Annotated in this window: 22 protein-coding genes; 18 read left to right on the top strand and 4 right to left on the bottom strand. The window is 68.2% G+C overall.

All coding sequences use genetic code 11. The features are described 5' to 3' along the window. The first annotated feature begins 186 nt into the window (after positions 1 to 186). Positions 187 to 2259 (top strand): transketolase, encoded by a 2073-nt coding sequence (tkt, locus tag HAV18_RS34520; RefSeq protein ID WP_166964851.1) that lies wholly within the window; start codon positions 187 to 189, stop codon positions 2257 to 2259. Positions 2260 to 2346: 87 nt separating this feature from the next. Continuing rightward, entirely contained in the window at positions 2347 to 3357 is a 1011-nt protein-coding gene (gene gap / locus HAV18_RS34515; RefSeq protein ID WP_166964849.1) for a type I glyceraldehyde-3-phosphate dehydrogenase, read from the top strand. 89 nt (positions 3358 to 3446) lie between these two features. On the opposite strand, the gene HAV18_RS34510 is transcribed toward gap, so the two are convergent. After that, positions 3447 to 4337 (bottom strand): LysR family transcriptional regulator, encoded by an 891-nt coding sequence (locus HAV18_RS34510; protein WP_166964847.1) that lies wholly within the window; start codon positions 4335 to 4337, stop codon positions 3447 to 3449. A 151-nt stretch (positions 4338 to 4488) separates the two neighbouring features. Here HAV18_RS34510 and HAV18_RS34505 point away from each other — a divergent pair, with 151 nt between their 5' ends. From HAV18_RS34505 to HAV18_RS34490, 4 genes are all read left to right on the top strand, one after another. Continuing rightward, the gene (locus HAV18_RS34505; protein WP_166964845.1) at positions 4489 to 5262 is read left to right on the top strand and encodes an SDR family NAD(P)-dependent oxidoreductase; all 774 of its coding nucleotides are present in this window, start codon (positions 4489 to 4491) and stop codon (positions 5260 to 5262) included. A 142-nt stretch (positions 5263 to 5404) separates the two neighbouring features. Beyond that, positions 5405 to 6853 (top strand): MFS transporter, encoded by a 1449-nt coding sequence (locus tag HAV18_RS34500; protein WP_166964843.1) that lies wholly within the window; start codon positions 5405 to 5407, stop codon positions 6851 to 6853. A gap of 69 nt (positions 6854 to 6922) precedes the next feature. Continuing rightward, on the top strand, positions 6923 to 7879 hold the full coding sequence (locus HAV18_RS34495; protein WP_166964841.1) for a 2-hydroxyacid dehydrogenase: 957 nt from the start codon (positions 6923 to 6925) through the stop codon (positions 7877 to 7879). Between the two features lie 10 nt (positions 7880 to 7889). After that, positions 7890 to 8948: an L-idonate 5-dehydrogenase gene (locus HAV18_RS34490; protein ID WP_166964840.1), complete on the top strand. Its 1059-nt coding sequence runs from the start codon at positions 7890 to 7892 to the stop codon at positions 8946 to 8948. Positions 8949 to 9055: 107 nt separating this feature from the next. Here HAV18_RS34490 and HAV18_RS34485 read toward each other — a convergent pair whose 3' ends face one another. Then, positions 9056 to 10255 (bottom strand): MFS transporter, encoded by a 1200-nt coding sequence (locus HAV18_RS34485; RefSeq protein WP_166964838.1) that lies wholly within the window; start codon positions 10253 to 10255, stop codon positions 9056 to 9058. A gap of 313 nt (positions 10256 to 10568) precedes the next feature. Here HAV18_RS34485 and cynR point away from each other — a divergent pair, with 313 nt between their 5' ends. Further along, positions 10569 to 11459 carry a transcriptional regulator CynR gene (gene cynR / locus HAV18_RS34480; protein ID WP_166964837.1) on the top strand — a complete coding sequence of 297 codons (891 nt, stop codon included), beginning with the start codon at positions 10569 to 10571 and terminating at the stop codon, positions 11457 to 11459. Between the two features lie 45 nt (positions 11460 to 11504). Here the strand turns inward: cynR and HAV18_RS34475 are convergent, their stop codons facing one another. Beyond that, positions 11505 to 12227 (bottom strand): FadR/GntR family transcriptional regulator, encoded by a 723-nt coding sequence (locus tag HAV18_RS34475; RefSeq protein WP_166964836.1) that lies wholly within the window; start codon positions 12225 to 12227, stop codon positions 11505 to 11507. Positions 12228 to 12439: 212 nt separating this feature from the next. Between HAV18_RS34475 and HAV18_RS34470 the strand changes: the two genes are divergently transcribed. The 3 genes from HAV18_RS34470 to HAV18_RS34460 all read left to right on the top strand — a co-directional run bounded on the left by HAV18_RS34470 (position 12440) and on the right by HAV18_RS34460 (position 15417). Further along, entirely contained in the window at positions 12440 to 13762 is a 1323-nt protein-coding gene (locus tag HAV18_RS34470; RefSeq protein WP_166964835.1) for a C4-dicarboxylate transporter DctA, read from the top strand. A 108-nt stretch (positions 13763 to 13870) separates the two neighbouring features. Then, on the top strand, positions 13871 to 14878 hold the full coding sequence (alc, locus tag HAV18_RS34465; RefSeq protein ID WP_166964834.1) for an allantoicase: 1008 nt from the start codon (positions 13871 to 13873) through the stop codon (positions 14876 to 14878). Between the two features lie 14 nt (positions 14879 to 14892). Continuing rightward, positions 14893 to 15417: an ureidoglycolate lyase gene (locus tag HAV18_RS34460; RefSeq protein ID WP_166964833.1), complete on the top strand. Its 525-nt coding sequence runs from the start codon at positions 14893 to 14895 to the stop codon at positions 15415 to 15417. A 232-nt stretch (positions 15418 to 15649) separates the two neighbouring features. Here HAV18_RS34460 and fur read toward each other — a convergent pair whose 3' ends face one another. Further along, positions 15650 to 16078, bottom strand: a complete 429-nt coding sequence (fur, locus tag HAV18_RS34455; RefSeq protein ID WP_034182711.1) for a ferric iron uptake transcriptional regulator — start codon at positions 16076 to 16078, stop codon at positions 15650 to 15652. 142 nt (positions 16079 to 16220) lie between these two features. Here fur and HAV18_RS34450 point away from each other — a divergent pair, with 142 nt between their 5' ends. From HAV18_RS34450 to HAV18_RS34415, 8 genes are all read left to right on the top strand, one after another. After that, complete coding sequence (locus HAV18_RS34450; protein ID WP_166964832.1) at positions 16221 to 17021, top strand: outer membrane protein assembly factor BamE; 801 nt, start codon at positions 16221 to 16223, stop codon at positions 17019 to 17021. Positions 17022 to 17083: 62 nt separating this feature from the next. Beyond that, a complete protein-coding gene (gene dapB / locus HAV18_RS34445) occupies positions 17084 to 17881 on the top strand; it encodes a 4-hydroxy-tetrahydrodipicolinate reductase (protein WP_166964831.1) in 798 nt (265 codons plus the stop codon). Between the two features lie 18 nt (positions 17882 to 17899). Further along, positions 17900 to 18568, top strand: a complete 669-nt coding sequence (locus HAV18_RS34440) for a MotA/TolQ/ExbB proton channel family protein (protein ID WP_166964830.1) — start codon at positions 17900 to 17902, stop codon at positions 18566 to 18568. A gap of 24 nt (positions 18569 to 18592) precedes the next feature. Then, the gene (locus tag HAV18_RS34435; RefSeq protein WP_166964829.1) at positions 18593 to 19054 is read left to right on the top strand and encodes a biopolymer transporter ExbD; all 462 of its coding nucleotides are present in this window, start codon (positions 18593 to 18595) and stop codon (positions 19052 to 19054) included. 292 nt (positions 19055 to 19346) lie between these two features. Continuing rightward, positions 19347 to 21941: a leucine--tRNA ligase gene (gene leuS, locus HAV18_RS34430; protein ID WP_166964827.1), complete on the top strand. Its 2595-nt coding sequence runs from the start codon at positions 19347 to 19349 to the stop codon at positions 21939 to 21941. A 38-nt stretch (positions 21942 to 21979) separates the two neighbouring features. After that, complete coding sequence (gene lptE / locus HAV18_RS34425) at positions 21980 to 22534, top strand: LPS assembly lipoprotein LptE (protein ID WP_166964826.1); 555 nt, start codon at positions 21980 to 21982, stop codon at positions 22532 to 22534. An 18-nt stretch (positions 22535 to 22552) separates the two neighbouring features. Next, positions 22553 to 23647, top strand: a complete 1095-nt coding sequence (gene holA / locus HAV18_RS34420; protein WP_166964825.1) for a DNA polymerase III subunit delta — start codon at positions 22553 to 22555, stop codon at positions 23645 to 23647. 135 nt (positions 23648 to 23782) lie between these two features. Next, the gene (locus HAV18_RS34415; RefSeq protein WP_166964823.1) at positions 23783 to 25054 is read left to right on the top strand and encodes a glutamate-5-semialdehyde dehydrogenase; all 1272 of its coding nucleotides are present in this window, start codon (positions 23783 to 23785) and stop codon (positions 25052 to 25054) included. Positions 25055 to 25062 lie beyond the last annotated feature (8 nt).

Below are 25062 nucleotides of genomic sequence, written 5' to 3'. Positions count from 1 at the left end.
CGTCTGAATTATAGGAGGCGGGCGGTTTGACGGAAAACCGTGCCGGAACACTACTCGCCGACAAGGGAAATGTCAGCCCATCTGTTAAAATGACGAGCTTTGCAGCCCCGTCCGTAGGCTCCGTCCGCTTCGCGTCCGTCAGGCGCCGCACCGCGCGCCGGGAACGATTGACGCTCGAGCTTCCGGATGCCGCCGTGCCCCCGTTTCCTCGACTCGTTCTTCGGACTCGACATGACGACTTCGTCTCCCGCCTCCACCACCCTGATGGCCAACGCGATCCGTGCGCTCGCAATGGACGCCGTCCAGCAAGCGAACTCCGGCCACCCCGGCATGCCGATGGGCATGGCCGAAATCGGCGTCGCGCTCTGGTCGCGCCACCTGAAGCACAACCCGACGAATCCGCACTGGGCGGACCGCGACCGCTTCGTGCTGTCGAACGGCCATGGCTCGATGCTGCTGTACTCGCTGCTGCACCTGACCGGCTACGACCTGCCGATCGAAGAGCTGAAGAACTTCCGCCAGCTGCACTCGAAGACGCCGGGTCACCCGGAATACGGCATCACGCCGGGCGTCGAGACGACCACCGGCCCGCTCGGCCAGGGTCTCGCGAACGCGGTCGGCATGGCGCTCGGCGAAGCGCTGATGGCCGACGAGTTCAACCGTGACGGCGCGAAGATCGTCGATCACCACACGTACGTGTTCCTCGGCGACGGCTGCCTGATGGAAGGCATCTCGCACGAAGCCTGCTCGCTCGCCGGCACGCTGAAGCTGAACAAGCTGATCGCGCTGTACGACGACAACGGCATCTCGATCGACGGCGACGTCGTGAACTGGTTCCACGACGATACCCCGAAGCGTTTCGAAGCCTACGGCTGGAACGTGATCCCGAACGTGAACGGCCATGACGTCGACGCGGTCGACGCGGCCATCGCGAAGGCGAAGCTGTCGGACAAGCCGACGATGATCTGCTGCAAGACGGTGATTGGCCAGGGCGCGGCGACCAAGGCCGGCGGCCACGACGTGCACGGCGCGGCGCTCGGCGCGGAAGAAATCGCGAAGACGCGCGAAGCGCTCGGCTGGACCTGGGCGCCGTTCGTGATTCCGCAGGAAGTCTACGCGGCATGGGATGCGAAGGAAGCCGGCAAGCGCGCCGAGACCGAATGGGACGCGACGTTCGCCGCATATCGCGCGAAGTTCCCGGCAGAAGCCGCCGAATTCGAGCGCCGGATGGCTAACCAGCTGCCGGCCGACTGGGCGCAGAAGGCGGCGGCGATCATCGCCGGCGCGAACGAGCGCGGCGAGACGGTGGCGACCCGCAAGGCGTCGCAGCAGGCGATCGAAGGCCTGGCCGCTGCACTGCCGGAACTGCTCGGCGGCTCGGCCGACCTGACCGGCTCGAACCTGACCAACTGGAAGGCATCGAAGGCCGTCCGTGCGAATCCGGAAGGCCCGGGCGTCCAGCTGGGTAACCACATCAACTACGGCGTGCGCGAATTCGGCATGAGCGCCGCGATCAACGGCCTCGCGCTGCACGGCGGCCACAAGCCGTTCGGCGGTACGTTCCTGACGTTCTCCGACTACAGCCGCAACGCGCTGCGCGTGGCCGCGCTGATGAAGGTGCCGTCGATCTTCGTGTTCACGCACGATTCGATCGGCCTCGGCGAAGACGGCCCGACGCACCAGTCGATCGAGCACGTGTCGAGCCTGCGCCTGATCCCGAACCACGACGTGTGGCGTCCGGCCGATACGGTCGAGACGGCCGTCGCTTGGACCCACGCGATCGCAGCCGACCGTCCGTCGAGCCTGATCTTCAGCCGCCAGAACCTCGCGTTCAACCCGCGTACCGACTCGCAGATCGCGAACATCGAGAAGGGCGGTTACGTGCTGAAGGACTGGGACGAAGAGATCGTCGCGCGCAAGATCATCCTGATCGCGACGGGCTCGGAAGTCGAACTCGCGATGAAGGCCGTCGAGCCGCTCGCGCAGCAAGGCATCGCGGCACGCGTCGTGTCGATGCCGTCGACCAACGTGTTCGACCGCCAGGACGCCGAATACCGTGAACGCGTGCTGCCGCATGGCGTGCGCCGCGTCGCGATCGAAGCGGGCGTGACCGCGTTCTGGCACAAGTACGTCGGCCTCGAAGGCGGCGTCGTCGGGATCGACACGTTCGGCGAATCGGCACCGGCCGGCGTGCTGTTCAAGTACTTCGGCTTTACCGTCGAGCACGTCGTCGAGACCGCCAAGGCCGTACTGGCCTAAAAGCATTCGCGACGCGCGCCACCCCTCGCGCGCGTCGCACCGTGAAGCTGCACGAAACGAATTTTTTCAGCCATCAGGAGATAGACCATGACGATTCGCGTCGCAATCAACGGCTACGGCCGTATCGGCCGCAACACGCTGCGCGCGTTTTATGAAAACGGCAAGAAGCACGATCTCGAGATCGTCGCGATCAACGACCTGGGCGATGCGAAGACCAACGCGCACCTGACCCAGTACGACACCGCGCACGGCAAGTTCCCGGGCGAAGTGTCGGTCGACGGCGATTACCTCGTCGTGAACGGCGACAAGATCCGCGTGCTGGCGAACCGCAACCCGGCCGAACTGCCGTGGGGCGAGCTGGGCGTCGATGTCGTGATGGAATGCACGGGCTTCTTCACGACGAAGGAAAAGGCGAGTGCGCACCTGAAGGGCGGCGCGAAGAAGGTCATCATCTCGGCGCCGGGCGGCAAGGACGTCGACGCGACGATCGTCTACGGCGTGAACCACAACGTGCTGAAGGCCGAGCACACCGTCATCTCGAACGCATCGTGCACGACGAACTGCCTCGCGCCGCTCGTCAAGCCGCTGAACGACAAGATCGGCCTCGAAACCGGCCTGATGACGACGATCCACGCGTACACGAACGACCAGGTGCTGACGGACGTCTATCACGAAGACCTGCGCCGCGCGCGTTCGGCCACGCACAGCCAGATCCCGACGAAGACGGGCGCGGCTTCCGCCGTCGGCCTCGTGCTGCCGGAACTGAACGGCAAGCTCGACGGTTACGCGATCCGCGTCCCGACGATCAACGTGTCGATCGTCGACCTGTCGTTCATCGCGAAGCGCGACACGACGGTCGAGGAAGTCAACGCGATCATGAAGGAAGCATCGGAAGGCGCGCTGAAGGGCATCCTCGGCTACAACGAAGCACCGCTGGTGTCGATCGACTTCAACCACAACCCGGCTTCGTCGACGTTCGACGCAACGCTGACCAAGGTGTCGGGCCGCCTCGTGAAGGTGTCGAGCTGGTACGACAACGAGTGGGGTTTCTCGAACCGCATGCTGGATACGGCTGTCGCATTCGCGAACGCGAAGTAATCCCGCACGTTGCGCGGCCGCCGCAAGGCGGCGTGCGCAGCGAACGAGCCCGGCCGGGTTTTTCGGCCGGGCTTTTTTGTTGCCTGTTGTTATTGCATTGACGCTGCCGTCACCTGCTCGAGCGCGGCGACGAATGCGCGCTTCAGCGGGCTGTCGAGATCGGTCCACGCGAGGCCGATGCCGGTGCGGTGCCCGGCCAGGTCGAGTGGCCGCGCGAGCACGTTCGGCGGCAGCGCGCTCGCGGCTTCCGCCGGAATCAGCCCGATCCCCATTCCCGCCGCGACGAGCGCGAGCATCGTCGTGAACTCCCCGAACTCCTGCGCAATCTCGAGCGTCGTGCCCGCGCGGCTCAGCGCGAGCAGCATGTCGTCGTGAAAGCCCGGCGCGTAGCGGCGCGCGAGCACGAACGCCGGCTGGCCGCGCAGCGCGGCCGGTGAAATTGCGTCGTGCGCGGCCAGCGGATGGTCGAGCGGCAGCGCGACGACGAAGCCTTCCTCGAGCACCACACATGTGTCGATGCCCGCATACGCGGCCGGCAGCCGGATCATCCCGAAATCGATCCGCCGGTCGCGCAGCGCGGCGATCTGGTCGGGCGTCGGCATGTCCTTCAGCTCCAGCGTGATCAGCGGATAGCGCTCGCGCATCGTGCGCAGCACGGCCGGCAGCAGCACGGGCAGCACCGACGACACGAACGCAATCCGCAGCGTGCCGATCTCGCCGCGGCTCGACAGCCGCGCCATCTGCTCCGCGCGCGCGGCCTGCTGCAGCGTGGCGCGTGCCTCGGGCAGGAACACGCGCCCCGTATCGCTCAGTTCGACCTTGTGCCGGTCGCGCTCGAACAGGCGCGCACCGAGTTCTTCCTCGAGTGCCTTGATCTGCATGCTCAGCGCGGGCTGCACGATGAACAGGCGCTGGGCGGCGCGCCCGAAATGCAGCTCTTCCGCGAGCGTGACGAAGGCGCGCAATTGCTTGAGTTCCATGGTCGGCGGGCACCCGTGGGCGGTAATCAGGTTTCATGATAACCGGATCAAAAAAGACCATTGGCGCGGGGCCCGGCCGGCGGCCGAAGATACCGTCAACGCGAGACCGGCCGCGATGGGCCGCCGGCTCGACTGGCACGAGGAGACATCCATGACCAACGCGCTTGAACGGTTCCGCCTCGACGGCCGCCGCGCACTGATTACCGGTTCCGGACGCGGGATCGGGCTGACGCTCGCCCGCGGGCTGGCCGAAGCCGGAGCGGCGATCGTCATCAACGATCGCAATGAGGAGAAGGCTGCGACGCTCGTGCGGCACCTGCGCGAGGAAGGTTTCACAGCCGACTACGCGGTATTCGACGTCGCCGAGCACGCGCAGGTGCGCGCGGCAATCGACGATTTCGAGGCGCGCGTCGGCGCGATCGACATCCTCGTGAACAACGCGGGCATCCAGCGCCGCGCGCCGCTCGACACATTCGAACCGGACGACTGGCAGGCGCTGATGCGCGTGAACCTCGACGGCGTGTTCAACGTCGCGCAGGCCGTCGCGCGGCACATGATCGCGCGCGGCCGCGGGAAGATCATCAACATCTGCTCGGTGCAGAGCGAGCTCGCGCGGCCGACGATCGCCCCGTATGCGGCGACCAAGGGCGCGGTGCGGATGCTGACGAAAGGGATGTGCGCCGACTGGGCACGCCACGGCATCCAGGCGAACGGCCTCGCGCCCGGCTATTTCGAAACCGAACTCAACCGCGCGCTGGTCGACGACGCAGCGTTCTCGGACTGGCTGTGCAAGCGCACGCCGGCCGGCCGCTGGGGGCGCGTCGACGAGCTGTGCGGCGCGGCGATCTTCCTCGCGTCGGCCGCGTCCGATTTCGTGAACGGCCAGACGCTGTTCGTCGACGGCGGCCTGACCAGCGCCGTCTGAGCGGCGGCGCGAGCGCGCCGTTGCGCCGGCTGCGGCCGGCATCCGAATTCCCAGAAGAGCCCGCCGCACGAGCGGGCCGATGTCCCGGTCGCGCGAGTCGCGGCCGGGTTCCGGAACGGAAGGCAGGAGACAGGAGACAACGATGGATCGCATTTCCCCGCCGCCCGCGCGGCACGATGCAGGGTCCGGTGCGCCGGGCGAGACCGTCGAGCGCCGCGGCGTCGACACGAAGCAGCTCAACCGCGCGGCATGGACCTGCTCGCTCGGCAGCGCGCTCGAATACTACGATTTCGCGTTGTACACGCTCGCTTCGGCGCTGGTCTTCGGGCCACTGTTCTTTCCCGCGCAGACCGCCGAGATGCGGATGATCGCGAGCTTCGGCACCTACTTCGTCGGCTTCGCGGTGCGCCCGCTCGGCGGCGTCGTGTTCGGCGTGCTCGGCGACCGGATCGGCCGCAAGTTCGTGCTGACGGCGACGGTGCTGCTGATGGGCGTCGCGAGCACGCTGATCGGCGTGCTGCCGACCTTCGAGACGGCAGGCTATTGGGCCCCGGCGCTGCTGATCCTGCTGCGCATCCTGCAGGGCCTCGGCGCCGGCGCGGAGCAGGCCGGCGCCGCGGTGCTGATGACCGAATACGCGCCGCCGGGCAAGCGCGGCTTCTATGCGTCGCTGCCGTTTCTCGGCATCCAGCTCGGCACGGTGCTCGCGGCCGCCGTCTATTTCCTGCTGCTCGCGAACCTCGACCGCGTAACGGACGGCTGGGGCTGGCGCGTGCCGTTCCTGTTCAGCGCGGTGATCGTCGCGGTCGGGATCTACATGCGCGTGCGGTTGCACGAGTCGCCGACCTTCGTGCGGCTCGAGAAGCGCGCGCAGGTGCTGGCGAATCCGCTGAAGAGCGCCGTGCAGCATTCGAAGCGCTCGTTGCTGATCGGCATCGGCCTGCGGATGGCCGAGAACGGCGGCTCGTCGATCTACCAGGCGCTCGCCGTCAGCTATCTCGCGGGCGTGATCGGGATGAAGGGGCCGATCGGCGCGCTCGCGCTGGTGTGCGCGGCGACCGTCGGCGCGTGTACGGTGCCGCTGGCGGGCCGGCTCAGCGACCGTTTCGGCCGTGTGCGCGTGTACCGCACGTTCGCGTGGCTGCAACTCGCGCTCGCGTTCCCGGTGTGGTGGATCTTCAGCCAGGGGAACGTGGTCGCGAGCGTGATCGCGATCTCGGTCGCGCAGGGCTTCGCGAACTGGGGGATGCTCGGCGCGCAGGCCGCGCTGCTGCCCGAACTGTTCGGCGCGCGCCATCGCTACATGGGCGTGTCGTTCTCGCGCGAAGTGTCGGCCGTGCTCGCGGGCGGGATTGCGCCGCTCGTCGGCGCAATGATCATCGCGACCGTGATCGCGCTGCACGGCGGTGACCACACGGCCGGCGTGCGCGCGTGGGTGCCGATCGCCGCGTACCTGGTGCTGCTGACGCTGATCACGCTGTTCACGACGTCGCGGATGCCCGAAACGCTGAACCGCGATCTCGACGATCCGCTCGACGCCGCACAGGCCGCACCGGCGCCGGACGCCGATGCGCTCGCGCGGCACGCATGAACGAGCCGGGCGGCCGATGCGGCCCGGCATGCTTTCGCATTCCACTTATCTCGACAGGAGCAAGCGCAGATGGCGCACGAATCGACCCAGCGGCCCGAACTGCTGATGACGGGCCCTTACCAGCCGTGGGACGACGCATGGCTGTCGGCAGGCTATGACGTCCACCGGCTGTGGGAGGCCGCCGACCGCGCGGCGTTCCTCGCCGAACACGGCGCCGGCGTACGTGCGATCGCGACGCGCGGCGATCTCGGCGCGAATGCCGCGCTGATCGCCGCGCTGCCGAAGCTCGAGATCATCGCGTGCTACGGCGTCGGCACCGACGCGATCGATCTCGCTGCCGCGCGCGAGCGCGGCATCCGCGTGACGAACACGCCCGACGTGCTGACCGGCGACGTGGCCGACCTCGGCGTCGGGCTTGCGCTCGCGATGATGCGCCGCATCGGCGCCGGCGACGCGTACGTGCGCTCCGGCGCCTGGCGCGACGGCGACATGCCGCTCGTCACGCGACTCTATGGCAAGCGCGTCGGCGTGGTCGGCTTCGGCCGGATCGGCTCGACGCTCGCGCGCCGGCTGTCCGGCTTCGACGTCGAACTCGGCTACTTCGACGTCGCGCCGCGCGTGGACAGCCCGCACCGCTTCTTCGGCGACCTTGCCGAGCTGGCCGGCTGGTGCGACCTGCTGATCGTCACGCTCGCGGGCGGGCCGGCGACGCGCCACCTCGTCGGCGCCGCCGTGCTCGACGCACTCGGGCCGCAAGGCTATCTGGTGAACGTGTCGCGCGGCACGACCGTCGACGAACCGGCGCTGCTCGACGCGCTCGAGCGCGGTGCGATCGCCGGCGCGGCACTCGACGTATTCTGGAACGAGCCGCATATCGATCCGCGTTTTCTCGCGTTGCCGAACGTGCTGCTGCAGCCGCACCATGCGAGCGGCACGATCGAGACGCGCCAGGCGATGGGCTGGCTGGTGCGCGACAACCTTGCCGCGCACTTCGCCGGCGCGCCGCTGGTCACGCCGGTCGTCTGAGGAGGCTGTCATGCGTATGCGTTGCATGTGTGTCGTGATCCACGGGCCGAACGACCTGCGGGTGGAAGAGCAGGACGCGGGCGAGATCGGCCCGGGCCAGGTGCGCGTCGACGTCGCGATGGGCGGCATCTGCGGCTCCGATCTCCATTACTTCCGGCACGGCGGCTTCGGCGCGATCCGGTTGCAGCAGCCGATGGTGCTCGGCCACGAGGTCGCCGGCACGGTCGCGGAAGTGGCGCCGGACGTGACGTCGGTGAAGGTCGGCGATCGCGTCGCGGTCAATCCGAGCCGGCCGTGCGGTACGTGCCGCTACTGCCTCGAAGGGCTGCCGAACCAGTGCCTCGAAATGCGCTTCTACGGCAGCGCGATGCGCATGCCGCACGTGCAGGGCGCGTTCCGCAACGCGCTCGTGTGCGACGCGGTGCAGTGCGTGAGGGTTGCCGATCACGTGCCGCTGTCGCTCGCGGCGCTCGCCGAACCGTTCGCGGTCGGGCTGCATGCGGTGTCGCGTGCGGGCCCGCTGATCGGCAAGCGCGTGCTCGTGTCGGGCTGCGGGCCGATCGGCGTGCTGGCCGTCGCGGCGGCGCGCGTGCACGGCGCGGCGGAGATCGTCGCGACCGACGTCGTCGAGGCGCCGCTGGAAGTGGCGAGCGCGCTCGGCGCCGACCGCACGATCAATGCGGCGGCCGATGCTGGATGGGTCGAGCGTTACAGCGCGGACAAGGGCACGTTCGACGTGATGATCGAGTGTTCGGGCAATGCACGTGCGCTACGCGATGGGCTGGACGTGATGCGTCCGCGCGGGGTCGTCGTGCAACTCGGGCTGGGCGGCGACGTCAGCCTGCCGCAGAACGTCGTGGTCGCGAAGGAGTTGTCGATCTGCGGATCGTTCCGCTTTCACGCGGAATTCGCGCTCGCGGTGCAGCTCATCAATGCGGGGCGCGTCGACCTGCGGCCGGCCGTCACGCGCGTGTTTCCGATGCGCGACGTGAACCTCGCGTTCGAACTGGCCGGCGACCGGCAGCGCGCGATGAAGGTGCTGATCGATTTCGCCGACGAGGCGGCGTAACGATCACGCGCTGACGCGCGACGGTCTCGACGCCATCAGGAAAAGGGCACGCCCGCGGTTCGCGGAGCGTGCCCTTTTTCATGGTGACGAGGAAACGACTGGCAGCATTACTGCGTGAGCTGCCGCATGCCGACGCGCTGCGACGCGAGCCACAATGCGATCAGCACGCCCGCGAGCGCCGCACCCGCGATGCACACGCCGCGCCAGCCGTCGATGCCGTACGCGACGCTCGCCGCGAACGAGCCGAGGGCGCCGCCGATGAAGTAGCTGGTCAGGTAGATCGTCGTCACGCGGCTGCGCGCGTTGCCGGCCAGCGCATAGATCACGCTCTGGTTCGAGATGTGCATGCCCTGCACGCCGACGTCGAGCAGCAGGATGCCCGCGATCAGCGCCGCGAGCGAGTGCGCGCCGGTCGCGATCAGCGCAAACGACGCGAGTACGGCCGCCGCGAACAGCCCGGTCGCCGCATTGCCGTGTCCGCGATCGACCAGCCGGCCGGCCGACGTCGCCGCGAGCGCGCCCACCGCGCCGACGATTCCGAACAGCCCGATCTGCCCCTCGGAATAGCTGTACGGCGGCTGGCTCAGCAGGAACGTGAGGCCCGTCCACAGCAGGCTGAAGCACGCGAACACGAGCGCGCCGTAGATGGAGCGCAGCGCGATCAGCGGTTGCGCGCGCACCAGCGCGACGAGCGACTTCATCAGCGCCGCATAGTCGAGGCGCGCATCGCGGCGATCCTTCGGCAGCTTCACGGCGAGCACGACGGTCAGCGCCGCCACCATCACCGCGGCGATGCCGTACACCGCACGCCAGCCGAACCCGTCGGCGATCGCACCGGCCGCGACGCGCGCGAGCAGGATGCCGAGCAGCAGCCCGCTCATCACGGTGCCGACCGCGCGGCCGCGCGAGCGCGCGTCGGCGAGCGACGCCGCGAACGGCACCAGCAGCTGCGTCGAACAGGTAACGAAGCCGACCGCGATGTTCGCGATGACGAACATCGTGAAGTTCGTGCTGAACGTGACCGCGACCAGCGCGACGACGTTGAGCATCAGCAGCCGCACGATCAGCGTGTGGCGGTTGACCGCGTCGCCGAGCGGGACGATCAGCAGCAGGCTCGCCGCATAACCGAGCTGCGTCAGCGTGACGAGATAGCCGAGTTCGGTCGGCGCGCGGCCGAAGCTGCGTGCGATCGCGGCGAGCAGCGGCTGCGCGTAGTAGATGTTGCCGATGACGATGCCGCACGCGCAGGCGAACAGCAGCGTCATGCCGCGGGTCAGGGGAGGATGGGTGTCGTGATGCGGTTCCATGGTCGCGAAAAACAGCGGCGCCGGCCGGCGGCACGGGGCTGTCGGCTGCGCGGGGTGACGGAAATCGGGGCCGGCGTCAACGGATCGGCGGTGAACCGATGCGCGCCGGGCGGATCGCAGCCGGGCCCGGATCGGGCGGGCGGCGGATCGTCGTGCGGCGGGCGCAGGCAGGGCGGGCCCGGGCGGGCCGTTCCGGTGCGGAGAACAGGTGCGATGCACGGGAACGGATGTGCGTATGATGCGGGAATTGAATCATAGCGTCCAAGACTGGATCGTTATGGTCCTCATTGATAAAACCAATACGTTGGCCGCCATGCTACTCCGCCACATCCGCTATTTCCTGGCCGTCGCCGAGCAGCGCAGTTTCACGCGTGCGGCCGATGCGCTGCACGTATCGCAGCCGACGCTGTCGCAGCAGATCCGCCAGCTCGAGGACACGCTCGGCGTGCAGTTGTTCGACCGCTCTGGCCGCACGGTGCAGCTCACCGAGTTCGGCGAGGTCTATGCGCGCCATGCGCGCGCCGCGCTGCACGAGCTCGATACGGGGCAGCGCGCGCTGCACGACGTCGCCGGCCTCGGTAGCGGGTCGTTGCGGCTCGCGATGATGCCGACCTTCGCGGCCTACCTGAGCGGCTCGCTGATCGACGCGTTCCATGCCGACCATCCGAACGTCGCGCTGACGATCGACGCGATGCCGCAGGAGCGCATCGAGGCGCTGCTCGCCGACGACCGGCTCGACGCGGGCTTCGCGTTCATGCCGCCGCGCGCGCCGGACATCGACGCGCTGCCGCTGTGGGACGAGCCGCTCGCGCTCGTGACGGGCCGCACGCACCGTCTCGCGCGGCGCCGCCGCGCGCTGACGCCGGCCGAGCTCGGCGGCGAGCCGCTGGTGCTGCTGAGCCGCGCGTTCGCGACGCGCGAGAGCATCGACCGGTATTTCATCGAGCACGGCGCGCGGCCGTTGATCGCGATCGAGACGAATACGGTCAGCGCGGTGCTGGAGCTCGTGCGGTGCGGCCGGCTCGCGACGGTGCTGCCCGACGCGGTCGCGCGCGAGAGTGCCGATCTGTGCGCGCTGGAGATCGATCCGCCGCTGCCCGCGCGCACGGCGGCGCTGCTGACACGCAAGGGCGCGTACCGCAGCGTCGCGGCGCGCGCGTTCATCGAGCGGGCGCTCGCGTATCGCGATCCGTCGGGAGGTTGACCGGTACGACCGGGCGGCGCGCGCGGCGGGCAGCCGCCCGGGCCGTCAGGTGTGCGGTGTCGGGAAGAAGATGCCCGCGCGCTGCGCGGCATTCGCGATGTGCGTTTCGATCGCAGTGCCCGCGGCGGCCGCATTGCGCGCGATCAGCGCATCGACGATTGCGCGGTGTTCGTGCCAAGTAGACAGCAGCAGCTCGCGCCGGTAGAACGGCATGCGCTGGCTTTCCTTCATGATGTCGGCGCTGCTGCGCAGGATCGATTCGATCGCCGCGTTGCCGGCGAGATGGATGATCCGCATGTGGAAGTCGAAATCGAGCTGCGATGCCTCGTCGAGCGCGCTTTCGGTGAGCGCGACGTGCAGGTGGGCGAGGTTGTCCTCGAACCACGCGATGTCGTCGTCGGTGACGACGTGCGCGGCCATCCGCGCGGCGAACCCTTCGAGCGCATAGCGCATCTGGTACGTGTCGGGCGGTGACGACTGCTCGGCGAACCGCCAGGCGTGCGCAGCCGTGGCCTGCGCGCTTTCGACGTACACGCCCTTGCCGGCGCGGATGCGCAGCATCCCGAGCGCCTCGAGCGTCGACAGCGCCTCGCGCAGCGACGCGCGGCTGATCTCCAGCTCCTCGGAGAGCTGGCGCTGGGCCGGCAGCAGGCTGCCGACCGGATACACGCCTGCCTCGATCCGTTCGCGGATCGTCGCGATGGCGGCGTCGGTCACGGTATGCGGAACGTTTTTCATGATGTGAACTTTGGCCGGTCTGACCGGCATTGTAATCCGCACGCAGGCGGTGCATGGCCGGCCTACGGGAAAGCCACGATCTGCCCCTGTCCGGTGCATCGAAACCGGGCGGGCAGGGGCGGGAAATCCCTATTTCGTCCGTCCTTGACGCCACTATATCGGCTTCCTACTATCCACCATAACATCACTGGTCTTACCAGTATGAACAGACGAAACTGCAACCGTTGGATCGGGAGAGCGCCGTGTCGAAATTCCTCAATTCGCTGTTTGGCCGGGTAGTCGTCGCATTGATCCTGGGGATCGCGCTAGGCGCGTTCTTCCCGCATTTCGCCGAGTCGTTGCGACCGCTCGGAGACGGCTTCCTGAAGCTCATCAAGATGGTGATCGGGCCGATCGTGTTCTGCGTCGTGGTCAGCGGGATGGCGAACGCGGGCGACCTGAAGAAGGTCGGCCGGGTCGGCCTGAAGGCCGTCGTCTACTTCGAGATCATGACCACGCTCGCGCTCGGCATCGGCCTCGTGCTCGCGTGGCTCACGCGCCCGGGCGTCGGGATGAACATCGACCTGCGCTCGCTCGATGCGTCGTCGCTCGCGTCGTACGCGAAGAACGCCGAAAGCCTGAAGGACACGGCCGGCTACCTGATGAAGATCATCCCGGAGACCGCGATCGACGCGTTCGCGAAGGGCGACATCCTGCAGATCCTCGTGTTCGCGGTGCTGTTCGGTTCTGCGCTGTCGCTGCTCGGCGACAAGGCGCAGCGCGTCAACTCGCTGATCGAGGAACTGTCGCATGTGTTCTTCCGGATCATCGGTTTCATCATCAAGCTCGCACCGCTCGGCGTGCTCGGCGCGATCGCGTTCACGACCGGCAAGTACGGCGTCGCGTCGCTCAAGCAGCTCGGCTATCTGGTCGCGGTGTTCTACCTGAGCTGCTTCGTGTTCGTCACGGTCGTGCTCGGCACGGTGATGCGGCTCGCGGGCTTCTCGGTGTTCAAGCTGATCCGCTACCTGCGCGAGGAGCTGTCGATCGTGCTCGGCACGGCTTCGTCGGACGCGGTGCTGCCGCAGGTGATGAGCAAGCTCGAATACATGGGCATCAAGGACTCGACGGTCGGCCTCGTGATCCCGACCGGTTATTCGTTCAACCTCGACGGCTTCTCGATCTACCTGACGCTCGCGGTGCTGTTCATCGCGCAGGCCACCAACACGCCGCTGTCGACGCATGACCTGATCGTCGTGCTGCTCGTATCGCTCGTCACGTCGAAGGGCGCGCACGGGATCCCGGGCTCGGCGATCGTGATCCTCGCGGCGACGCTGTCGGCGATCCCCGCGATTCCGGTGCTCGGCCTCGTGCTGATCCTGCCGGTCGACTGGTTCGTCGGGATCGCCCGCGCGCTGACCAACCTGATCGGCAACTGCGTTGCGACGGTGGTCGTCGCGGTATGGGAGAACGACATCGACCGGGCCCGCGCGAAGCGCGTGCTGAACCGCGAGCTTCGCTACGTGCCGGCCGAAGAGGAAGACCGCACGGCGCCGGTCGCCGGCGACCAGGCTCACGCGCTCTGAGCGCCCCCCCCCCCGCGCGGGGCGGCTTCCCCTGGTCGTCCCGCGCAACCGAATTCATGTGGCCGGCGCCTCGATGCGCCGGCACTTCATCGAACCTCAGGAGACGACATGGCAGCCCCCATCCTCGATCCGAACGCGCCGGCGTTTACGCGGCGTTACATGAACCTCGCCGACCCGCGCCTCGGGGCGCAAGCGCTCTTCGCCAGCGACGAGTTCTTCGCGCCGAAGGAGCGCATGCTGAATCCCGAACCGGCCGTGTTCATCCCCGGCAAGTACGACGACCACGGCAAGTGGATGGACGGCTGGGAAACGCGCCGCAAGCGCACGACCGGCCACGACTTCTGCGTGGTGCGGCTCGCGCGGCCGGGCGTGATCCACGGCGTCGACCTCGACACGAGCCATTTCACCGGCAACTTCCCGCCGGCCGCGTCGATCGACGCGTGCGTCGCCGAAGGCGACACGCCGCCCGACAACGCCGAATGGCGCCCGATCGTCCCGGCGACGACGCTGCAGGGTAATTCGCATCACTACGTGAGCGTCGACGATTCGCAACCCTATACGCACCTGCGCGTGAACCTGTACCCGGACGGCGGCCTCGCGCGGCTGCGTGTGTACGGCCAGCCGCAGCGCGACTGGCGCCAGGTGCCGGCCGGCGAGCTCGTCGATCTCGCGGCGATCGAGAACGGCGGCTACCTGGTGGCCGCGAACAACCAGCATTTCGGCCCGGCATCGCAGATGCTGATGCCGGGGCGCGGCGTGAACATGGGCGACGGCTGGGAAACGCGGCGCCGCCGCGAGCCCGGCAACGACTGGGCGATCGTCGCGCTCGCGCGGCCGGGCATCATCCGGCGCGTCGAGGTCGATACCGCATTCTTCAAGGGCAATTTCCCCGACCGCTGCTCGCTGCAGGCTGCGCGGGTCGCGGGCGGCACCGACGATTCGCTTGTCACGCAGGCGATGTTCTGGGCCGAACTGCTCGGCGAGCAGACGCTGTCGATGGACCACGTCCACACGTTCGACCAGCTTGCCGCGCTCGGCCCCGTCACGCACGTGCGTTTCAACATCTTCCCGGACGGCGGCGTGTCGCGCCTGCGTCTGTGGGGCGAGCCGGCCTGAAGGAGGGCGACAACATGAGCGGATCCCACATCCTGCGCGTCGAGCGCCTGACCCGCGAAGCGTTCGCGCCGTTCGGCGACGTGATCGCGCTCGAGGGCGCGCGGCATTTCCCGATCAACGGCGGCACGACCGAGCGCTTTCACGATCTCGCGACGATCGACGTGTGCGCGGACGGCGGCCGCCCGCTCGTCAGCGTGTTCCGCGCGCAGCCGCGTGCGCTGCCGGTCGCGGTCACGCTGATGGAGCGCCATCCACACGGCAGCCAGGCGTTCATCCCGCTCGCGGCGGTGTCGCGTTACGCGATCGTCGTCGCGCCGGCCGGCGATTTCCGGCCCGACGCGATGCGCGCGTTCCTCGCGGAAGGCTGGCAGGGCGTGAACTATGCGAAAGGCGTCTGGCACCATCCGCTGCTCGCGCTCGATGCGGTCAGCGATTTCGTGATCGTCGATCGCGGTGGCCCGCAGCCGAACTGCGACGAGATCCCGCTCGAGCGGGCATGGGCGCTCGAGTTCGAGCCGGCCTGCGCGGGCGCGGCATGACTGAGGCGGGCAGGCTGGTCGCCCCGGCTGCCTGATGTCACCCGGGGTCACCCGGGGCTGCCCGGGCAGGCAACGCGAAGGGTTTTCGAAAGCCTGGGCGGGCCGGCCCGTGCGGCGGCGGTGCGCCGCCGGTTTCCCCCGGCGGGTGCCTCTTGCGTATCTCGAAAAGAAGACGGCCCGGAAGGCGAATCGCCGTCCGGGCCGTCTTGCATGCGCCGCGCGCGGATTGATTTCAGTGCTTGCGGTGCGGGCAGTTCTCGGTCGTGCAGGAACCGTACATCGCGAGCGAGTGCTCCTGGAGCCGGAAGCCGCGCTCCTTCGCGATCGCCTGCTGGCGGCCTTCGATCTCGGCGTCGAAGAATTCCTCGACGCGGCCGCAATCGAGGCACACGAGGTGATCGTGGTGCGAGCCTTCGTTCAGTTCGAACACGGCCTTGCCGGATTCGAAGTTGCTGCGCGACAGCAGGCCGGCCTGCTCGAACTGCGTCAGCACGCGGTAGACGGTGGCAAGCCCGATGTCGAGCTGCTCGTTGAGCAGGTTCCGGTAGACGTCTTCTGCGGTCAGGTGGCGCACCGGGCTTTGCTGGAAGATCTCGAGAATCTTGAGGCGCGGTAGGGTGGCCTTTAGCCCGATATTCTTGAGATCCGTCGGATTGGTCATGGCTAGGCATCCCTAGAGTACAATGCAGGGCTTCAATGTTACCGGCTTTTCGCCGTTCCAGAAACACGCGCGGCCTGCGATGCGGGCCTGCACGGTGAGGGAAATGATTCCAGAATCTCTTTCGCACTTTCAGAGGAGCCGCATGCGGAGTGTCATCATCGCTGCCGCCGCCGTTGCCGCGCTGGCTGGTTGTTCGTCGTACGACAGCGTGACGCAGCGCATCGCGCAGAGCATCACCCCCTACCGGATTACCGTCGTGCAAGGCAACTTCGTGTCGCAGGAGAAGGCCGCGCAGCTGCAGATCGGCATGTCGCGCGAGCAGGTGCGCGCGCTGCTCGGCACGCCGCTGCTGGCGGACATGTTCCACGCCGACCGCTGGGATTACCTCTTCTACTTCAAGCGCGGCTCGACGGCAGTCGTCCAGCAGCGCGATCTCGTCGTGACGTTCTCGGGCGATCGCCTGGCGGGCTGGACGGGGGCGGACAACCTGCCTTCGGAACTCGACCTGCTGGCCGACATCGACGGCGACCGTGGCGGCAAGAAGGCGAAGGCGGCTGCAGCGGCGAAGAAGGCCGCCGAGGCTGCCGCCGCCGCGCAAGCGGCGAGCGCGTCGGAGGCTGTCGCCAGCCCGTCCGCCGTGCCGGCGTCCGGCGCGGTGGTCGACCAGGATGCGAACGCGCAGGCTGCCCGCGCGGCGAACCGCGCGACCAACCAGGTGTCGGGTCAGGGTTCGGCCGCACGCCGTTTCACGCCGTCCGCGCAGGCTTCGGGCGGCGCGCCGGTACCGGGCGGCCAGCCGCCGGGCGCCGCGCCGGCGATCCAGCCGCAGTTCCAGTTCCATCGTCCGCCGCCGCCGAACGCGTCGAACGAGGCGTCGCCGCCGGTCGGACCGCAAGGCTCGGACAACCTGCAGAACCAGCCGCTCACCGCGCCGGCGCAGTAAGCTCGGGCGCGGAAACAGGGCGGCATGCGCCGCCCGCCTTTAGACCTGTCGTGTAGAAAGCCATGAAGATTGCGATTGCCGGCGCATCGGGCCGTATGGGCCGGATGCTGATCGAAGCCGTTCTCAACGATTCCGACGCGCAGCTCGTCGGCGCGCTCGACCGTGCCGATTCGCCGTTCCTCGGCCAGGACGCCGGCGCGTTCCTCGGCAAGGAAACCGGGGTCAAGCTGACCGCCGATCTCGACGCCGTGTTCGCGCAGGCCGACTACCTGATCGACTTCACGCGCCCGGAAGGCACGATGGCCCATATCGAGGCCGCGCTGCGCCACGACGTGAAGCTCGTGATCGGCACGACCGGCTTCACCGCCGAGCAGAAGGCGGAGCTGCAGGCTGCGGCGGGCAAGACCGGCATCGTGTTCGCGGCGAACATGAGCGTCGGCGTGAACGTCACGCTGAAGCTGCTCGAATTCGCGGCGAAGCACTTCTCGCACGGCTACGACATCGAGATCATCGAGGCGCATCACCGCCACAAGGTCGACGCGCCGTCGGGCACAGCGCTGATGATGGGTGAAGCCGTCGCCGGTGCGCTTGGGCGCTCGCTCGACGATTGCGCGGTGTACGGCCGTCACGGCGTGACGGGCGAACGCGATCCGTCGTCGATCGGTTTCGCCGCGGTGCGCGGCGGCGACATCGTCGGCGATCACACCGTGCTGTTCGCCGGGATCGGTGAGCGCATCGAGATCACGCACAAGTCGTCGAGCCGCGTGTCGTATGCGCAGGGCGCGCTGCGCGCGGTCCGCTTCCTGTCGGCGCGCGGCGCCGGCCTGTTCGACATGCAGGACGTGCTCGGCCTGCGCTGACACCACGGGGAAACTCCGATGGCGATACCCACCGGCGTTGTCCACTACCTCGAAAGCGGCGATGCGATCACGCATGCCGTTGCTTATGTACTGCTGGCGATGTCCGTCGCCAGCTGGTGCTTCCTCCTCATGAAAGCCTGGCTGCTGGTCCGCGCGAAGCGGCAGGGGCCGCGCGCGCTCGCCGCGTTCTGGCGCGCGCCGTCGCTCGACGCGGGCATTGCCGCGCTCGCCGGCACCGATCGCGAGCGCGTGTTCGTGCCGCTCGCCGAAGCCGCGCGCGATGCGGCTGACGACCACGACCCGGCCGCACTGGCCGCGCGCGTCGAGCGCAGCGAACGCGTGCTGCGTGCGTTGCGGCACGCGATGCTGCGTTCGCAGCGGCGTCTCGAATTCGGCCAGGTGCTGCTCGCGTCGATCGGCAGCACCGCGCCGTTTGTCGGGCTGCTCGGCACCGTGTGGGGCATCTATCACGCGCTCGGCAGCATCGCCGCGAGCGGGCAGGCGCAGATCGAGAACGTCGCGGGGCCGGTCGGCGAGGCGCTGATCATGACCGCGTTCGGGCTCGTGGTCGCGATTCCCGCGGTGCTGGCCTACAACATCCTCGGGCGGCTCGTGCGGCAGCTCGCCGAGGAACTCGACGGCTTCGCGCGCGATCTGCACGTGTTCGTGTGCGCGCAGGAAGCCTGACGCGCCCATTCCGGAGGAGCGACCATGGCATTCGGCGGACTCGAGCACCACAAGACGTCCGCGCCGATGGCGGAGATCAACATGACGCCGCTGATCGACGTGATGCTGGTGCTGCTCGTCATCTTCATCATCACCGCGCCGCTGATGACGCACGCGATCCGGCTCGACCTGCCGAAGGTCGCGGCCAGCGTCGCGCGCGACACGCCGCAATCCGTCACCTTGTCGATCGACGACGCGGGCAAGCTGTACTGGGACGACGCGCCGGTGGCGCTCGACGCGCTGCCCGCGCGCTTCCGGGCCGCCGCCGCGGGCGGCGCACCGCCCGAGCTGCGGCTGCGCGCATCGCGCGCCACCCGTTACGACGTGATTGCGCAGGTGATGGGCGCCGCGCAGGCCGCCGGACTCACGCGGATCGGCTTCGTGACCGACGTGCCGCCGCAGGCAGGCGGTTCCGCGGCGGCGCGTGCCGTGCCGGCCAACCGCTGAGCGGATCCGGCGGGCCCGTCCCTGCCGCGGGATCGGGCCGCACGCCGCAAGACCGGCCGGATGGGCAGGCGCGGGCGGTATAATCAACGTTTTTCCCGGTTGGCAGGCTTTTTTCAGGTAACCCGGAATTTTCCAGGCTACCCGGGCATGCTGCGGGTTACCCGGAAAATTCCCGGAAACCGTGAACAGGTCCGGCAACAGCGAACCTGCAGGTCCGCCGGGCAAGCACGATTTTCGATCCACTCCTGCGCGCGCGCCGTCGCGCCGCTTAAAGCCTAGTCCGAACCACACCATGCACGAGAGATACGTACCCGCCGACGTCGAAGCCGCCGCCCAGGGCGACTGGCGCGCAGCCGATGCCTACAAGACGAAGGAAGATTCGCAGAAGCCGAAGTTCTACTGCGTGTCGATGCTGCCGTACCCGTCCGGCAAGCTGCACATGGGTCACGTGCGCAACTACACGATCAACGACGTGATGTACCGCTATCTGCGGATGAACGGCTACAACACGCTGATGCCGATGGGCTGGGACGCGTTCGGGATGCCGGCCGAGAACGCCGCGATGGCAAACGGCGTGCCGCCCGCGAAGTGGACTTACGACAACATCGACTACATGAAGCGCCAGATGCAGTCGATGGGCCTCGCGATCGATTGGTCGCGCGAAATCGCGACGTGCAAGCCCGACTACTACAAATGGAACCAGTGGCTGTTCCTGAAGATGCTCGAGAAGGGCATCGCGTACAAGAAGACGGGCACCGTGAACTGGGATCCGGTCGACCAGACCGTGCTCGCGAACGAGCAGGTGATCGACGGCCGCGGCTGGCGTTCGGGCGCGCTCGTCGAGAAGCGCGAGATCCCGATGTACTACCTGCGCATCACGCAGTACGCGGATGAGCTGCTGAACGACCTCGACGGCCTCGGCTGGCCCGAGCGCGTGAAGATCATGCAGCAGAACTGGATCGGCAAGAGCTTCGGCGTGAACTTCGGCTTCCCGTACGAACTCGACGGCGAGAAGAAGCTGCTGCGCGTGTTCACGACGCGTGCCGACACGATCATGGGCGTCACGTTCTGCGCGATCGCGGCCGAGCATCCGCTGGCCACGCGCCTCGCGCAGGACAAGCCCGAGCTGCTCGCGTTCATCGACGAATGCAAGCGCGGCGGTGTCGCCGAGGCCGACGTTGCGACGATGGAGAAGAAGGGCGTCGCGACGGGCTTCTCGGTCGCGCACCCGCTGACCGGCGAGCCGGTCGAGGTGTGGATCGGCAACTACGTGCTGATGAGCTATGGCGAAGGCGCGGTGATGGGCGTGCCGGGCCATGACGAGCGCGATTTCGCGTTCGCGAAGAAATACGACCTGCCGATCAAGCAGGTGATCTCGGCCGAAGGCCAGGCGTACTCGCTCGACGCATGGCAGGAGTGGTACGGCGACAAGGAAACCGCGGTCTGCGTGAACAGCGGCAAGTACGACGGCCTGCGCTATGCGGAAGCCGTCGACGCTGTCGCGGCCGACCTGAACGCCGGCGGCTTCGGCGACAAGCAGGTCACGTGGCGCCTGCGCGACTGGGGCGTGTCGCGCCAGCGCTACTGGGGCACGCCGATCCCGATCATCCACTGCCCGTCGTGCGGCGACGTGCCGGTGCCCGAGCAGGATCTGCCCGTCGTGCTGCCGGAAGACCTCGTGCCGGACGGCTCGGGCAACCCGCTCGCGAAGTCGGAAGCGTTCCTGAACTGCGCGTGCCCGAAGTGCGGCGCGGCCGCGAAGCGCGAAACCGACACGATGGACACCTTCGTCGATTCGTCGTGGTACTTCTCGCGCTACACGGCGCCGGACGCCGACACGATGGTCGACGCGCGCACCGATTACTGGATGCCGATGGATCAATACATCGGCGGCATCGAGCACGCGATCCTGCACCTGCTGTATTCGCGCTTCTGGACCAAGGTGATGCGCGACCTCGGCCTCGTGAAGTTCGGCGAGCCGGCGAAGAACCTGCTCACGCAGGGGATGGTGCTGAACGAGACGTTCTACCGTGAAGACGCTTCCGGCAAGAAGACTTGGTACAACCCGCTCGACGTGACGGTCACGCACGACGATAAGGGCCGCCCGGTCGGTGCGACGCTGAACACGGACGGCCAGCCGGTCGTGCTCGGCGGCATCGAGAAAATGTCGAAGTCGAAGAACAACGGCGTCGATCCGCAGCTGCTGATCGACCAGTACGGTGCCGATACCGCGCGCCTGTTCACGATGTTCGCGGCGCCGCCCGAGCAGCAGCTCGAGTGGTCGGGTGCGGGCGTCGAGGGCGCGAGCCGCTTCCTGCGCCGCGTGTGGAGCTTCGGTGCGACCAACCGCGAAGCGCTCGCCGCGCGCGCGGGCTTCGATGCGGCCGCGCTCGGCGAAGCCGACAAGGCGCTGCGCCGCGAGATCTACAGCGTGCTGAAGCAGGCCGATTTCGATTACCAGCGCCTGCAGTACAACACGGTCGTGTCGGCCGCGATGAAGATGCTGAACGCGATCGACGGCGCGAAGGGCGCGACGCCCGGCGTGCTGCGCGAGACGTACGGCGTGCTGCTGCGCGTGCTGTACCCGGTCGTGCCGCACGTCACGTTCGAGCTGTGGAAGGCGCTCGGCTATGCGGACGAGTTCGGCCCGCTGCTCGACGCGCCGTGGCCGAAGGTCGACGAGGCCGCGCTCGAGCAGGCCGAGATCGAACTGGTGCTGCAGGTGAACGGCAAGGTGCGCGGCGCGCTGAAGGTGGCGAAGGACGCGAGCCGCGAAGCGATCGAAGCTGCGGCGGTGGCCGACGACGCGTTCGCGAAGTTCAGCGACGGCAAGCCGGCGAAGAAGATCGTCGTCGTGCCGGGCCGCCTCGTGAACATCGTCGTTTGACGGCCGCTGGCCGTCGGACGTACCCAGAAGGAGCGAAGGTGATCCGCAGATCGTTTTTGATGCTCGCCGTCGGCAGCGCAGTCGCGCTGTCGGCATGCGGCTTCCAGTTGCGCGGCCAGCAGGACTACGCGTTCAAGCACCTGCTGATCGTCGGCGCGCCAGCGCCGGTCGAGGCGCGGTTCGTGCGCCTCGTCGAGGCCGGCAGCGACACGAAGATCGTCAAGTCGGCGGACGACGCCGACGCCGTGCTGCGCATGTGGGAGTCGCGCGGGCAGAACACGCTGACGCTCAACAAGTATGGCTCGGCGCAGGAATACGCACTGTTCTACACGCTGAACTACACGCTGACGAGCAAGGACGGCACCGTGCTGATTCCGCCGAGCGTGATCGCGCTGAACCGCGCGATGACGTATAGCGATCAGTACACGAACGCGAAGGCGCAGGAAGCCGACCTCCTGTACGCCGACATGCAGAGCGACGCGGTCGACCAGCTGATGCGGCGTCTCGCGATCGTCCACTCGCTGACGCCGGCGCCGGAAGACGTGGTGCCGGGCGTTGCGCCGCGCGCGCCGCTGCCGCCGCCGCCGCTCTGATCGACGGCGCACGCACCGATGCAATTGCGACTTGATGCGCTGGAACCGCACCTCGCGAAGGGGTTGGCCGGGCTCTATACCGTCTACGGCGACGAGCCGCTGCTCGCGCAGGAAGCGTGCGACCGCATTCGTGCGGCCGCACGCGCGGCCGGCTTCACCGAGCGTTCGGTGCATACGGTCGAGCGGGGCTTCGACTGGAGTGTGCTGCTCGGCGCGACCCAGGCGATGTCGCTGTTCGGCGAGCGCCAGCTGATCGAGCTGCGCATTCCGTCGGGCAAGCCCGGCAAGGAAGGCGCCGATGCACTGAAGACGCTCGCGGCCGCACCCAACCCCGACGCGCTGATGCTCGTCACGTTGCCGCGCCTCGACGCGGCCACGCAGAAATCCGCGTGGTTTACCGCGCTGCAGAACGGCGGCGTCGCGCTGAAGATCGATCCGGTCGACCGCGCGCAGCTGCCGAACTGGATCGGCCAGCGCCTCGCGATGCAGGGCCAGCGCGCCGCGCCCGGCGAGGACGGGCGGCGCGCGCTGCAGTTCATCGCGGAGCGCGTCGAAGGCAACCTGCTCGCCGCGCACCAGGAAATCCAGAAGCTCGGGCTGCTGTATCCGCAGGGCGCGCTGTCGTTCGAGCAGGTGCACGACGCGGTGCTGAACGTCGCGCGTTACGACGTCTTCAAGCTGAACGAAGCGATGCTCGCCGGCGACGCCGCGCGGCTCGCACGGATGATCGACGGGCTGAAGGGCGAGGGCGAGGCGATCGTGCTCGTGATGTGGGCCGTCGTCGAGGAGTTGCGCACGCTGCTGCGGATCAAGCGCGGCACGACGGCCGGCAAGCCGCTGGCGACGCTGCTGCGCGAGAACCGTGTGTGGGGGCCGCGCGAGCGGCTGATCGGCCCTGCGCTGAACCGCGTGTCGGAACCCATGCTCGAGAAGGCGCTGGCGTTTGCCGCGAAGCTCGACCGGCAGGTCAAGGGGCTCACGGCCGTCGTGCCGGGCCGCCGCACGCAGGACGAACCGCCGCCCGATCCGTGGGACGGGCTGTTCCAGCTCGCGATGACGGTGGCCGGTGCCCGTGGCGAGCGACCGCCGACCGCGGGTCGCGTGCGACGCTAAGTCCCGTCCGGGCCTTCAGCGCGCGCTGCGCAACCCGCTTACAATATTTCGATCGCTGGCGCGGCGCTTCGTCCGCCGCCCACGCTTCCCCACGAATTCATGCCGCCGAGCGCGGCGCGCTTCTCGAGTCACACGATGGATATCGATCAGTACATGACCGACCTGGGCCGCCGCGCCCGGCACGCCTCCCGCGCGATGGCGCGCGCCAGCACGGCCGCGAAGAACGCGGCGCTCGACGCCGTGGCGCGCGCAATCGAACGCGACGCGCAGGCGCTGAAGGACGCGAATGCCCGCGATGTCGCCCGTGCCCGTGAAAAGGGGCTCGATGCGGCGTTCGTCGATCGCCTGACGCTGTCGGACAAGGCGCTGCAGACGATGGTCGAGGGCTTGCGCCAGGTCGCGTCGCTGGCCGATCCGATCGGCGAGATCAGCAACCTCAAGTACCGCCCGAGCGGAATCCAGGTGGGCCAGATGCGTGTGCCGCTCGGGGTGATCGGCATCATCTACGAATCGCGCCCGAACGTGACGATCGACGCGGCTGCGCTGTGCCTGAAGTCGGGCAACGCGACGATCCTGCGCGGCGGCTCCGAAGCGCTCGAATCGAACGCGGCGCTCGCGAAGCTGATCGGCGAAGGGCTCGAGGCAGCCGGCCTGCCGCAGGACGCGGTGCAGGTCGTCGCGACCGCCGATCGCGCGGCGGTCGGCAAGCTGATCACGATGACCGAATACGTCGACGTGATCGTGCCGCGCGGCGGCAAGAGCCTGATCGAACGCCTGATCAACGAGGCGCGCGTGCCGATGATCAAGCACCTCGACGGTATCTGCCACGTGTACGTCGACGATCGCGCTGATCTCGCCAAGGCGCTGACCGTCTGCGACAACGCGAAGACGCACCGCTACGGCACCTGCAACACGATGGAGACGCTGCTCGTCGCGAGCGGTGTCGCGGCGAAACTGCTGCCGCCGCTCGGCAAGCTGTATCGCGACAAGCAGGTCGAACTGCGTGTCGACGCAGCCGCGCGCGCGGTGCTCGCCGACGCGGGCGTCGGCCCGCTCGTCGATGCAACCGAGGAAGACTGGCACACCGAGTATCTCGCGCCGGTGCTCGCGATCAAGGTCGTCGACGGCCTCGACGCCGCGATCGAGCACATCAACCACTACGGCTCGCACCACACGGACGCGATCGTCACCGAGGATCACGACCGTGCGATGCGGTTCCTGCGCGAGGTCGATTCGGCGAGCGTGATGGTCAACGCGTCGACGCGTTTTGCAGACGGTTTCGAATTCGGCCTCGGCGCGGAAATCGGCATCTCGAACGACAAGCTGCACGCACGCGGCCCCGTCGGCCTGGAAGGGCTGACGTCGCTGAAGTACGTCGTGCTCGGACACGGCGAAGGCCGCCAGTAAAAAGCGAG

This window comes from Burkholderia sp. D-99, from assembly GCF_011605345.1.
Taxonomy (GTDB): domain Bacteria; phylum Pseudomonadota; class Gammaproteobacteria; order Burkholderiales; family Burkholderiaceae; genus Burkholderia.
The sequence above is the reverse complement of the archived record's forward strand: the minus strand, read 5'-3'. Positions and strand labels throughout refer to the sequence as shown.

Excerpts from the sequence above, each read along its gene's own strand:
- HAV18_RS34415 (WP_166964823.1), top strand. The coding sequence starts at position 23,783 with ATGGATATCGATCAGTACATGACCGACCTGGGCCGCCGCGCCCGGCAC.
- HAV18_RS34440 (WP_166964830.1), top strand. The coding sequence starts at position 17,900 with ATGGCGATACCCACCGGCGTTGTCCACTACCTCGAAAGCGGCGATGCG.
- HAV18_RS34475 (WP_166964836.1), bottom strand. The coding sequence starts at position 12,227 with ATGCCGGTCAGACCGGCCAAAGTTCACATCATGAAAAACGTTCCGCAT.
- fur (WP_034182711.1), bottom strand. The coding sequence starts at position 16,078 with ATGACCAATCCGACGGATCTCAAGAATATCGGGCTAAAGGCCACCCTA.
- leuS (WP_166964827.1), top strand. The coding sequence starts at position 19,347 with ATGCACGAGAGATACGTACCCGCCGACGTCGAAGCCGCCGCCCAGGGC.
- HAV18_RS34510 (WP_166964847.1), bottom strand. The coding sequence starts at position 4,337 with ATGGAACTCAAGCAATTGCGCGCCTTCGTCACGCTCGCGGAAGAGCTG.
- gap (WP_166964849.1), top strand. The coding sequence starts at position 2,347 with ATGACGATTCGCGTCGCAATCAACGGCTACGGCCGTATCGGCCGCAAC.
- HAV18_RS34490 (WP_166964840.1), top strand. The coding sequence starts at position 7,890 with ATGCGTATGCGTTGCATGTGTGTCGTGATCCACGGGCCGAACGACCTG.
- HAV18_RS34460 (WP_166964833.1), top strand. The coding sequence starts at position 14,893 with ATGAGCGGATCCCACATCCTGCGCGTCGAGCGCCTGACCCGCGAAGCG.
- alc (WP_166964834.1), top strand. The coding sequence starts at position 13,871 with ATGGCAGCCCCCATCCTCGATCCGAACGCGCCGGCGTTTACGCGGCGT.
- tkt (WP_166964851.1), top strand. The coding sequence starts at position 187 with ATGCCGCCGTGCCCCCGTTTCCTCGACTCGTTCTTCGGACTCGACATG.
- HAV18_RS34495 (WP_166964841.1), top strand. The coding sequence starts at position 6,923 with ATGGCGCACGAATCGACCCAGCGGCCCGAACTGCTGATGACGGGCCCT.
- HAV18_RS34500 (WP_166964843.1), top strand. The coding sequence starts at position 5,405 with ATGGATCGCATTTCCCCGCCGCCCGCGCGGCACGATGCAGGGTCCGGT.
- dapB (WP_166964831.1), top strand. The coding sequence starts at position 17,084 with ATGAAGATTGCGATTGCCGGCGCATCGGGCCGTATGGGCCGGATGCTG.
- cynR (WP_166964837.1), top strand. The coding sequence starts at position 10,569 with ATGCTACTCCGCCACATCCGCTATTTCCTGGCCGTCGCCGAGCAGCGC.
- HAV18_RS34450 (WP_166964832.1), top strand. The coding sequence starts at position 16,221 with ATGCGGAGTGTCATCATCGCTGCCGCCGCCGTTGCCGCGCTGGCTGGT.
- HAV18_RS34435 (WP_166964829.1), top strand. The coding sequence starts at position 18,593 with ATGGCATTCGGCGGACTCGAGCACCACAAGACGTCCGCGCCGATGGCG.
- HAV18_RS34505 (WP_166964845.1), top strand. The coding sequence starts at position 4,489 with ATGACCAACGCGCTTGAACGGTTCCGCCTCGACGGCCGCCGCGCACTG.
- holA (WP_166964825.1), top strand. The coding sequence starts at position 22,553 with ATGCAATTGCGACTTGATGCGCTGGAACCGCACCTCGCGAAGGGGTTG.
- HAV18_RS34485 (WP_166964838.1), bottom strand. The coding sequence starts at position 10,255 with ATGGAACCGCATCACGACACCCATCCTCCCCTGACCCGCGGCATGACG.